Here is a 10,796-nt window from a genome sequence, read left to right as displayed (position 1 = left end):
GCCAACATCGGCCGCTTCACCCAGCCCGACCCCTCCGGCCAGGAGAAGAACCCCTACCTCTACGCCGAAGGCGACCCGGTCAACCGGATCGATCCCAACGGGCTCTTCTCGGTCGAAGGAGCCATGAAGGGGATGCTCAAGAACGCCGGACGAGCGACCCGGGCCAACGCCATCTACAAGACGGGCAATGCCCTGCTCGACGGTGACTACGGCAAGGCCGCTGCCGTGGTGGTGGGCGAGGTGGCGTCCAGCGTCACCGGCGCAGCATGTGGCGCCGTGGCGACAGCCGCTGGAGCACCGACTGCCGGGGCAGGAGGCTTCGTCGTGGGAGCCGCCTGCTTCACGGGAGCTGAGTACGTCGGCAACGCGGTGGAGAACAAGGCGACTGACGCCTGGTCGTGAGGTCAGGCACGTGAGAGGAGAACCAGTGGAAACGACGAGTACCTACCTGCTGGCCAATGAGGGCCGCGTCATGCCCGAAGGCACTGCTGGGCTGGTGATCCTCGGCATTGCCGTCGCCGCCCTGATAGCCATGATCATTTATGGCAGGGTGAGCCGGAACCGCGGCCGCCGAGGCTGATCGGGATCACTCGACCTGTCACGTGTTGCCGCTGCCCCCGAGTCGTCGAGCCCCGGGGGCAGCGGGCGAGCCACCGGTTGCGACAAGGGTTGCGTCTTGTGTGCTGGAGCCGCAGGCGGTCGGGACGACCGGCGAAATGCCGACGCAAGGCTGGAAACCGGATGGCCTTCACCTCGATGCCCTAACTCGCACTACCGCGGACGGCAACGAGGTCAACACCTGCGCCTACAGCCCGCGCGGTGTGCGCATCCTGTCGCAGTCGTCCGAACAGGTTGCCCAGCCCTACCGTTTCGCGGGCGGCTACCAGGACCCCACCGGGCTGTATCACTTCCAGGCCCGCTACTTGGACGCCAACATCGGCCGCTTCACCCAGCCCGACCCCTCCGGCCAGGAGAAGAACCCCTACCTCTACGCCGAGGGCGACCCGGTCAACCGGATCGATCCCAACGGAACACTGTCGTTCGGGCCGGTTCTGGACGCCATCTCTTTGGGTAACGACGCCGCAACCGTGGATAAAGCTTGGAATGCGGCTGTTGACGGTGACTACGGCAGGGCCGCCGGAATCACCTTCGGTCTGGCCTTCGGTAAATCGGTCGAGGGAACCTGCATCGGTGTCGCCGGATACCTTACAGGAGGTGCCGGAGCAGCGGCTGCTGCCGTTCCCTGCATGGTGGCTGGCGAGTACGCCGGTTCCTTCGCAGAGGAACAGACGGTGAAAGCCTGGTCCTAGATAGTCCCAGACGGGGCGGCGTCACCATGCGCCGCCCCGCTCACTTCGAGGAGAAGTCGTGATTCAGATCGCCTCAGAGGGTAAAGGATGGTGGATTCCCGAAGGATGGGGGCCTCTAATTTTCGTCGCTGCCTTCGCGTGCGTATTCGCTATTGTTGTCTACTACCGTAAACGGCAGAAGTGAGGTGCGTTCGGTGACGAGGAGCGCGGTGGCAAAGGCCAATGAGTCCAGGCATCCCGCTGTCATCGCCAAGCGCCATTCCGTTTTGAGGCTCTGATCATTACCAGTAGAGGCGCTGAATCTATCCTGATTGGGCTGCTGCGCACTCCTGCGCCGTCCCTCCCCACCGGAGAGAAGGTAAGTGCAGGGCGTGGTGGGGATGGCTCCCGTCGACAAGCGCCACCCCGATCGAAATCGGTTGGCACGGCTACGTGAGCAAGACCCGATCGACTGCATTTCCTTGCTGGTTCGGCGGCTTGACCATCATCAGCGCTTGGCCCCGCTTCAGGAAGAGGAGCTTGAATGCCTGGTGGCTGAGAAATTCCATTGTTCCCTTGCTGAAAGGTCGTTGTGTTCGCAACGGTTGCTGTCGCCCGTTGGCGTCGGAAGTGAGGCATGTAGTGAGAAATGGATCTAATCAGTCTTTGCGCATCTTGGCCTACTTCCTCCTTGTATGTGCATCCATAATGGCCTTGTCGGTCGTCGTTATGCTTGCCATGGGAGCTGGCCCCGCAGTCATTCACATAGCCCCACTGGTTGCGGCGGGCTGCGGTTTGCTATTGCTTCGCCACGCTAAGGGAAACAGTTAGCCTCGCCACCTCAGTTGCGGCGCTGAGGCGTCATCGAAAAGCAACTGTCGGGCGATGCGGTTCGGGTGTTCGTGAATAGCGGAGGCCCGACGCGGTGGCCGATCAGAATTATTCAGCGCTACTACGACGCCAACATCGGCCGCTTCACCCAGCCCGACCCCTCCGGCCAGGAGAAGAACCCCTATCCTCTACGCCGAGGGCGACCCGGTCAACCGCATCGACCCAACGGGCTGCTGTCGCTCGACGTGGGTGGCGAAGCCTGTTTCTGGATCTGCGGGGGTGCCGGTGTGAGCGTCAACGAGGACGGCGGCATTCATCCCTATGTCAGTGCTGGCGTCGGCACGCCTGGTGGCAGCTTCGATGCAAGTCTCGCGTCCGGATCAGCTGACAAGGGGTGGACCGGTGAAGTCGCTTGTGGCTTCGGGCCGCTTGAATTGTCAGTGGCTACTGATGGAAGCGAGGGCGTGGGTACAGGTGGCAGCACCGGAAAGTGCTCAGGTACGGCCAGATACACCTTCTGAAAGCTCGGGAGACCCTGCATGCTTGCTCTTATTGAACTCGCCAATGACCGACCCGACGGGCCGTCCTGGTCTCCTTACCTGGCCATCGGCTTGTTCATCGCAGCCATGATTTTCGTCGGTGTCATGTATGCCAAACGGCGTCGCTGAGTCCCTATAAGGACACGAGTGAGGGCCTCTCTGATAGAGGGGCCCTCACCACCGGAGATTAGGAGGGGCCGCTGTGGCCATGGTAGTAGGTTCTCTCATCGCCCTGTTCGGGCTTGCTGCAGCCCTCATAGGGCCGCGGGTGGCGAACACACTCGCTGGGCGGGGCGGCGGACGGTTCGAGGCGTCGAACACCCTGGCCTTCCGTCTTCTGGGAGCCGTCCTGGTAGCCCTTGGGGTGCTCTACGCCGTGAGGGGTGAGTGACATCCAACCGTAAACGGCCTTGGGTCACAGAGGGCCGGCGGACGCACCGAGAAGCCGGGCACGGCTCACTTACTGGTACGACGGCGACGGCAACCTGGTGCAGCGCTCGGACGGCACCGGCACCACCAAGTACGAGTTCGACCCGCTGCAGCGCGAGACGGTCCGCCACCTGCAGAACGGCTCCCAGACCCTTGGAACGACGTCAACAAGCTCACCGAACTGAAGGACCCCCAAGGGAAGATCACCAAGTGCGGCTACAACACCACGACCACTTACCCCGGCGGCACGGTGCACAAGGTCGACGTCGACAACTCCAGCCGTCCCAAGGCCATCAAGGCGACCTCCCCGCAGGGCACCCTGGTCGACCTGGCCTACACGTACGGCTACGGCACGAACGCCGGCACCGACGGTTCCAAGATCCGCAGCTCGACGGACAACGTCCGAGGCACCAAGCGCACCTACTCCTACGACGGCGCGGGCCGCTTCTCCTACGCCAGCGAGGTCAAGGCCGGCGCCACCGTCGACTCCTGGCAGTACTGCTACGACCTGGCCGGCAACCTCACCTCCCAGGGAGCCGACCAGGGCTGCCCGCGCGGCACGACCTACGTTCCGATTATGAGAAAACGGAAGCCGCGCATTAGACGGGGCTGGAGCGCTTCTTCCAGATCATGCGCGGCGCACACCTAACGTGTCGAACTCTCGCGGAGATCGTTACCGGGTACATGAAGCGGACATAGGCTGCGGGCTGCCTCGCCCTCCGGGAGGACTCTTGCCGGTGGCGAGCGTGCTGCCCCCCCGCAGCGCGTTGCGGTGTCCGCCGCTTCGGCACCTGGCATCTGGACATGGCCCCCCCGGACGGGCAGGCAGTCGGACACCTGCGACTCGTGGCATGAACCGTCCGGGCATGACCCGGCACCATGAAGGCCTTGGACGACCAGCGTGATCTCACCGAGGACGAGGTGGACGACCTGCTCGACGGCTACCACCGAGACGCCGACGGGGAAGACGACGTGTACGAGTGGGTGAGGTGAACGTGCCAGGCGCGGGCGGGGCCGTAACGCCCCCGCCCGGGCGCCTGGGCGCGCGGGCGGCAGCAGGCCGGGCATCTGCGGGTGGCCACGGGTGCTGCCCGCCTTTGCGGACCTGCCGACCACCTTTGGGTGGCGGCGGGCAGCATCTCCTTTGTTGTGATGCGGGTGATCGGGGTCATGTGGCTCGGAGGGCCGTGGTGGGGGGCATGCGGGTCGCGCGCAGGGCGGGGTAGAGGCCGGCGAGGGTGGCAACGAAGACGGCGGTGAGGGGGCCGGCCGCGAGGGTGTAGAGGGGGATGCGGGCGGGCCAGTCGTTGAGGGTGGCGTAGGTGAGGACGGTGGCGGCGCCGAGGGTGAGTCCGGTGATGCCGCCGAGGAACCCGAGGAGGACGGCTTCGATGAGGAACTGTGCGGTGATCTGGCCGCTGCGGGCGCCCAGGGCGCGGCGTAGGCCGATCTCGCCGCGGCGTTCCATGACGCCGACGACCATGGTGTTGGCGATGCCGACGCCGCCGACGAGGAGGGCGACTGCGGCGAGGGCCAGGACGAGGCCGTTGAGGCTGTCCTGGGTTTCGGCGCGGGCTTTGAGGAGGTCGGAGGGGCGGGAGACTGCGACAGCGGAGGGGTTGGCGGGGTTGGCGGTGGCGCCGGCGACGCGCTGGACGGAGTCGACGCGTTCGGTGAACGCGCGGAGGTAGATGGCGCCGGGGTGGTTGTCGGCGCCGAGGTGTGTAGTGGCCTGGGGCCAGCCGACCAGGGCGGCGGTGTCGAGTTCGGGGACGAGCTCGTTGGACGTGAGGATGCCGAGAACGGCATACCACTGGCCGCCGAGCCAGACGCGTTCGCCGGGGCGGCTGATGCCCAGGCGCTGGGCGGCCTGGTCGCCGAGGACGGTGACGGGCAGGCTTTCGGAGGCGGCGTCGAGCCACCGGCCCGCACTCAGCTGGCCGTGGAGGGTGTCCAGGAGGTTTCTCCGGGTGGCCAGGACGGAGATGCTGTTGGTCTGCTCCGTTGGCACGAGGTCGTTGCGGTAGACGTGGGCGGTGGTCTTCCCGGTGGCGGTGACCTTCTGCACGGGCGCGATGTTGCCGAGCATCGTCTCAGCGGTCTCCGGCAGGGGCACTTCCTTCTGGCTCGCGTCCTTGCCGGGACTGACGGTGATCAGGTTGGAGCCGAGGCGGTCGAGCCGTTCCATGAGATGGGCCTGGTTGGAGGCGGAGATGCCGGTCACCGCGATGACGGCGGCGATGCCGAGGGAGATCCCGAGGGCGCACAGGGCTGAGCGCAGGCGCCGGGTGCGGGGGCCGATGAGGCCGAGGCGAAGCAGGTCGGCGGGGGTCAGACGGGCCGGGCGGAGTCCGGTGCCGGTGCGCGGGGTCATGGGGTGGCCTCCCGCGTGAGGTGGCGCGCGGGACGGGTGGTTTCGTCGAAGGCGATCCGGCCGTCGTGGATGCCGATGCGGCGGGGGAAGGAGGCGGCCAGGTCGCGGTCGTGGGTGATGACGACGACAGTGGTGCCGTCGCGGTGGAGTCCGCGCAGCAGGTCGACAACGGCGGTGCCGGAGGCGGAGTCCAGGGCGCCGGTGGGTTCGTCGGCCAGGAGGAGCGCGGGGCGGCCGACGAGTGCGCGGGCGATGGCGACGCGCTGCTGTTCGCCGCCGGAGAGCTGGTGGGGGTGGTGGGTGAGGCGGTGGCCGAGGCCGACCTCGTGGAGGGCTTCGGCGGCGAGGGTGCGGCGGTGGGAGGGGCCGGTGCCGGTGTAGAGGAGCCCGGTGGCGACGTTCTCGACGCAGGTCAGTCCTGGCAGGAGGAAGAACTGCTGGAAGACGAAGCCGATGCGGTGGGCGCGCAGGGCGGCGATCTCGGGTTCGGACAGCCTGGCCAGGTCGTGGCCCTCGAAAGTCAGGGTGCCGGAGGTGGGGCGGTCCAGGGAGCCGATGAGGGCGAGGAGGGTGGACTTGCCGGAGCCTGACGGGCCGACGACGGCGACGAGTTCGCCCGGTTCGATGGTCAGGTCGATGCCGTGCAGGATTTGCAGCGGCGGGTTGCCCGGGTACTCCTTGACCACCTGGTTCAGGTGGAGAACGGGCGGTGTGCTATCGCTCATTGGGGGACCACCACCTTGTCGCCGGCCTTGATCCGGCCGGTGACCTGTGCCTTGGCGTTGGCGACCAGGCCGATCTCGACCGTGACGAGTTCGGTGGTGCCGTCCTTGTGCTGGAGGGTGACGGCGTAGCCGCCGCCGTCGAGCGCCGTGAGCGCGGTGACGGGCACGACGAGGGCGTCGTCGACGCTCTTGCCGGTGATGGTGACGGTGACGGTGGAGGGTCCGGTGGTACGGGCGGCCTTCTGGTCGCCGAGGGTAATGGTGACCGTCGCCTTGTCCTGGCCGGTGTCACCGCCGCCAGAACCGCCGGATCCGGCGTCGTCGCCGGATCCCGCGGGGGTGAACCGGGTGATCTTTCCGGTGGTGGTGGTGCCGTCGGGGAACTGGACGGTCGCCTGGGCACCGGGGCTGAGCTGGGAGAGCTGGTCGTCGCCCGGTTGGAGGGTGACCTCCAGGACTGTGCCGGTGATCTTCAGGACGGTGCCTGTCCCGGTGGCGGCACCGAGCTGGGCGGCGACCTGTTGCACCCGCACCGTGGGGTGGGGAGTGAAGACGAGGCGGCCCACCGGGATCTTCCCGGTCTGGGGCAGCCCCATAGCCTTCTGCCAGCGCTTGACCGCGGTGAGGGTGCCCGCGGTGAACTTCTCGTCGACCGACAGGCCGAGCCCCTCTGCGTATCCGAGGTCAACCAGGTTCCGCTTGAGTTCCTTCACGTCGGGGCCGTCGGTGATGTCCGGGGCCAGCTCGCGCCACATGGGCCGGTCCCCGGTGAACAGCACGACCGGTTGCCCGTCGACTTCGTACAGCCTGCCGCCCGCCTTGACAGTGTCGCCCGCGGCGGGCAGCCAGGTGAGCGTGCCCTGCCCCTGTCCGGTGACGCTGGTGGGGTCGGAGTAAGTGAGCTTGCCGGTGAGTTTCAGTCCGGAGGAGAGCGAGGTTTTCAGCACCTCGGCGGTGGTGTGCTCGGCCGTGCGCTGCGGCGCGGGACCGGTGTCCCAGGGACGCCAGGCGACGGCCGTGCCGCCGGCGGCGAGGGCGGTCACCACCGCGAGGGTGATCAGCGTGCGCTGCTTCCTGCGCCCGCGCCACCTGGGCGAGGGGGTCCTGCCCGCCGTACCGGCGGAGTCCTGGGAGGGCTCGGGGCGCACGGGGGTGTCGTCCGCCCGGGCATCGGTGTGGGCCATGGCGATCAGCCCGCCTGGTCGATCGTGTAGCCGGGAAGCTGCTGGCCGTCCTTGGTGCACAACTGGCCGACCTTGGCGAAGGCGTCCATGTCCGGCTCCTTCTCGAAGTTCACGGTGCCGTCCTTGGGGTCCGGGTCGGGGATGTCCGGCAGACCGTTCTTCCGGGCGCAGGCGACGAACTTGCGGGCGGCCTTGACCATCTTGGCGTTCCTGGCGTCGCGCTCCTGCTGTATGCCGGGAACCTTGGCGTTGCAGATCTTGGACGCATGGTCGTAGCCCGCCGTGTCGTCGCCCGCCCCGTTGGACTTCAGGACGATGTTGCCCTTGTCGTCCAGGCTGACCCCGCTCTGCCCCTGCTCGTGCATGCAGTTCACGAACGCCTGGCGGATCGCACGAGGATCCCGCTGCCCGGTTTCGGTTCCGCCGGAGCCTCCCTGGTCGCCGGCGACCCGCGGCGCCTCTTTGCCACCGGAACAGCCCGCCACCACTAGGACAAGACCGGCCCCTACCGCCACGGCGAAAGCCCTGCTCGTACGTCTGCGAAGAATCCGGCACATGACGCGCCCTCCCGTGCTCAAGGCGCGGCCGGAGCCGCGCGGTGTCGTGTCGGGAACCATTGCTACGCGGGTCGCGGTTAGCCACCGGTCACCCTCCGGCTAACCCCGGGCTAACCCGGAACGGGGCACCCTTGGAGAGGGACGCACCGATCCCCCCGTGACCGGTGCGGCGACAGGTGAGAGCGGAGCGGGCGGGTGCGGGTACTGATCGTCGAGGACGAAGAAGAGCTGGCCGATGTCCTGGCCGAAGGACTGCGCGGGGAGGGCATGCGCTGTGACATCGCCCACGACGGAGCCCGCGCCTTGGAGCTGTGCGCGGAGCACGACTACGACGTCATCGTCCTGGACCGTGACCTGCCCGTGGTGCACGGGGACATCGTCTGCCGCACCCTGAACACGACCGGCTACGGGGCCGGCATCCTCATGCTCACCGCCGCCGACACCCTCGCCGACCTCGTCGACGGCCTCGGTCTGGGAGCCGACGACTACCTCGCCAAGCCGTACTCGTACATCGAACTCGTCGCCCGGCTTCGGGCCCTCTCCCGCCGCGCCACCAGCGCCGCGCTCCCGACCGTCCTGACCCGCCACGGCGTCAGCGTCGACACGGTCCGCCGCCAGGCCGAACGCGATGGACGGCCCCTGCGGCTCACCCCCAGGGAACTCGGCGTTCTGGAGATCCTGCTGGCCGCCGACGGCGCCCCCGTCTCCGCCAATGAGCTCCTCGAACGCCTTTGGGACCCCCACCTCAACCCCGCCAGCGGCGCGGTCAAGGTGACCGTCCACCAACTGCGCCGGAAACTCGGCGAGCCGCCCCTCATCACCACCGACCCCGGCTTCGGATACCGCCTGTGAACCTTCCGCACACCGCACCCGGAGCACGCCCCGGCCGGCACTCCCTGCGCGCCCGCGTCACCTGGAGCAACACCGCCGTCTTCGCCGCCGTCGGCTGCGCCATGCTCGTCCTCAACTGGCTCAGCGTGCGTCAGCTCATCGAAGTCAACGCCGAGCAGGTCGCCCCCTCCACATCCTTCCCCGACCCCCCGCCGCCACCCGACGCCCGCATCACACCCTCGACCCCGGCCATGACCCACGAGCAGTTCGCACGGTTCCGCACCGACGTCCTAGACAGCCTCGGCACCCGCTCCGTGCTTCTCCTCACCCTCTGTACGGCCCTGGCCGCACTGCTGTGCTGGTGGACCGCCCGCCGCTCGCTCCGCCGCATCAGCCACGTCACCGCCGCCGCCCGCCACATCAACGACGGCAACCTCCACGACCGCCTCGCCCTCAACGCCCCCGACGACGAGGTCAAACACCTCGGCGACACCTTCGACGCCATGCTCGACCGCCTGGAACGCTCCTTCGCCGACCAGCGCCGCTTCACCGCCCACGCCTCCCACGAACTACGCACCCCCCTCACCCTCCAGCGCGCCGCCCTGGAGATCCCCCTCGCCCAAGGCCGCGTGCCGACCGACCTCGAACCCGCCCTCCGGCGCTCACTCGCCGCCACCACCCGCTGCGAACACCTCCTCGACGCCCTGCTGACTCTCGCCCGCGGCGAGAGCGGCATGATCACACCCACACCCGCCGACCTCGCCGACCTCACCCGCGACGCCCTCAACGACGTCCACGAGGAAGCTGCGAACCGTTACGTCACCGTCCACAGCGAACTGCGCCCCGCCCCAACCACCGGCGACCCCGTCCTCCTCGCCCAGCTCGCCCTCAACCTCCTCACCAACGCAATCCGTCACAACCACACGCACGGCACCGTCCACATCACGACCCGTACCGCGGATAACCACGCGGTCATCGAAGTCACCAACACCGGTCCCGTCATCGACCCCGCCGAACTCCCCGCCATCTTCCGGCCTTTCCAGCGCGGCCCCCGCGCCCCCACCACCGGACGCCGGGGGTCCGGCCTGGGCCTGACCATCGTCCAGGCCATCACCGACACCCACCGCGGACACCTCCACGCCCACCCCCGCCCCCACGGCGGGCTCACAGTCCGTGTTGCCCTCCCGGCCGCATCCGGCCCTGGGGCTTCTCCTGGCTCCCCGAAAGCCCGGTCTCAGAAATAAGTAGGTTGTGGAAGACCAGAGACCTTCACCGAACTACGCCTGGTTTGCCCCTGATCTCCGTACTCCGGAAACCCCCACCCCGAAGTCCGCCGTTGACATCGAGTGGCCCGTCGACTGGCCCGACGTGCGTCTCTACCCCGTCACCGATCACATCGCCGACAAGATCCGCGCCATGAACGGGCGCCACGGCGACAGCGCTCAATTCAACTCCAGCCGATTCCGTGACCTGGCCGGCCTCCTCCTGACAAGCCAGCAGGAGACCGTTGCTGGCCCGGCTGTCACCCAGGCACTGCACCAGGAAGCCGAACGCCGACGGCAGAACGGCACCACCCTCGTGCTCCCTACGGCCTTCGAGGCGCCAAGACCCGACTGGCACGACGGGTATCCCAAGCAAGCCGCACTGGTCGTTGGCTGGCCTCCACGGCTGCGGAACCTACGCCGAAGCCGCACATGCTGCAACTGCCTTCATCAACCCCATACTCGCCCAGACCGCTCAGGGAACCTGGAACCCTGACGACTCCGTGTGGGCCTAACTGTCCACGGGACGGGTGACCACGTCTCGCTTCAGCGGCCGCTCATTTCGCGGGGCGCTCGTGAAGGCAGCAGGATGGAGGCATGACACCGGACGAACAGCGCCGTGCCTTCCTTGCCGAGTTCGCGATCACCAACCCCCTTTGTGACCGGCTGACGGCGGCCAAGCGCAACGCAGGGGCCTGCATCGGCTGCCGGCGGCCCACTTCCGCAGCCGGTTGTGGGCGCCCTTCCACGACCCGAAATGCGCGGGGACGGCCCC

11 protein-coding genes and 2 pseudogenes are annotated in these 10,796 nt (G+C 67.9%); 9 read left to right on the top strand and 4 right to left on the bottom strand.

All coding sequences use genetic code 11. From position 1 onward, the window contains the following. The 6 genes and pseudogenes from Q5694_RS34135 to Q5694_RS34115 form a co-directional block, all read left to right on the top strand. A partial coding sequence (locus Q5694_RS34135) for an RHS repeat-associated core domain-containing protein (protein ID WP_333937402.1) occupies window positions 1-402 on the top strand: 402 nt, incomplete at its 5' end. 25 nt (window positions 403-427) lie between these two features. Beyond that, on the top strand, window positions 428-580 hold the full coding sequence (locus Q5694_RS34130; RefSeq protein WP_333937401.1) for a hypothetical protein: 153 nt from the start codon (window positions 428-430) through the stop codon (window positions 578-580). 100 nt (window positions 581-680) lie between these two features. After that, window positions 681-1,310 (top strand): RHS repeat-associated core domain-containing protein, encoded by a 630-nt coding sequence (locus Q5694_RS34125; protein WP_443040992.1) that lies wholly within the window; start codon window positions 681-683, stop codon window positions 1,308-1,310. A 926-nt stretch (window positions 1,311-2,236) separates the two neighbouring features. Then, window positions 2,237-2,411 (top strand): annotated as a pseudogene (locus Q5694_RS34955) (RHS repeat-associated core domain-containing protein); the annotation flags it as partial. After that, a complete protein-coding gene (locus tag Q5694_RS34950) occupies window positions 2,408-2,641 on the top strand; it encodes a hypothetical protein (protein ID WP_443040991.1) in 234 nt (77 codons plus the stop codon). The pseudogene Q5694_RS34955 and the gene Q5694_RS34950, both read left to right, overlap by 4 nt. 467 nt (window positions 2,642-3,108) lie before the next feature. After that, window positions 3,109-3,656, top strand: a pseudogene (locus tag Q5694_RS34115) (RHS repeat-associated core domain-containing protein); the annotation flags it as partial. A gap of 600 nt (window positions 3,657-4,256) precedes the next feature. On the opposite strand, the gene Q5694_RS34110 reads toward Q5694_RS34115, so the two are convergent. The 4 genes from Q5694_RS34110 to Q5694_RS34095 are packed head-to-tail and all read right to left on the bottom strand — an operon-like array spanning window position 4,257 to window position 7,736. Then, window positions 4,257-5,462 (bottom strand): ABC transporter permease, encoded by a 1,206-nt coding sequence (locus tag Q5694_RS34110; protein WP_333937400.1) that lies wholly within the window; start codon window positions 5,460-5,462, stop codon window positions 4,257-4,259. Then, the gene (locus tag Q5694_RS34105) at window positions 5,459-6,187 is read right to left on the bottom strand and encodes an ABC transporter ATP-binding protein (protein WP_333937399.1); all 729 of its coding nucleotides are present in this window, start codon (window positions 6,185-6,187) and stop codon (window positions 5,459-5,461) included. The genes Q5694_RS34110 and Q5694_RS34105 overlap by 4 nt, the downstream gene beginning before the upstream one ends. Then, window positions 6,184-7,371: a peptidoglycan-binding protein gene (locus Q5694_RS34100; RefSeq protein WP_333937398.1), complete on the bottom strand. Its 1,188-nt coding sequence runs from the start codon at window positions 7,369-7,371 to the stop codon at window positions 6,184-6,186. The genes Q5694_RS34105 and Q5694_RS34100 overlap by 4 nt, the downstream gene beginning before the upstream one ends. 5 nt (window positions 7,372-7,376) lie before the next feature. Beyond that, a complete protein-coding gene (locus Q5694_RS34095) occupies window positions 7,377-7,736 on the bottom strand; it encodes a hypothetical protein (RefSeq protein WP_333937397.1) in 360 nt (119 codons plus the stop codon). A 387-nt stretch (window positions 7,737-8,123) separates the two neighbouring features. Between Q5694_RS34095 and Q5694_RS34090 the strand changes: the two genes are divergently transcribed. Genes Q5694_RS34090 through Q5694_RS34080 form a run of 3 tightly spaced genes read left to right on the top strand, consistent with a single transcriptional unit; the run spans window position 8,124 to window position 10,517 of the window. Next, entirely contained in the window at window positions 8,124-8,780 is a 657-nt protein-coding gene (locus Q5694_RS34090; protein WP_333937396.1) for a response regulator transcription factor, read from the top strand. Continuing rightward, complete coding sequence (locus Q5694_RS34085; protein ID WP_333937395.1) at window positions 8,777-10,003, top strand: sensor histidine kinase; 1,227 nt, start codon at window positions 8,777-8,779, stop codon at window positions 10,001-10,003. Before Q5694_RS34090 ends, Q5694_RS34085 begins: the two co-directional genes overlap by 4 nt. Window positions 10,004-10,010: 7 nt before the next feature. Further along, window positions 10,011-10,517: a nucleotidyl transferase AbiEii/AbiGii toxin family protein gene (locus Q5694_RS34080; protein WP_333937394.1), complete on the top strand. Its 507-nt coding sequence runs from the start codon at window positions 10,011-10,013 to the stop codon at window positions 10,515-10,517. Window positions 10,518-10,796: the final 279 nt, after the last annotated feature.

This window comes from Streptomyces sp. AHA2 (assembly GCF_036857595.1).
Classification (GTDB): domain Bacteria; phylum Actinomycetota; class Actinomycetes; order Streptomycetales; family Streptomycetaceae; genus Streptomyces.
The sequence above is the reverse complement of the archived record's forward strand: the minus strand, read 5'-3'. Positions and strand labels throughout refer to the sequence as shown.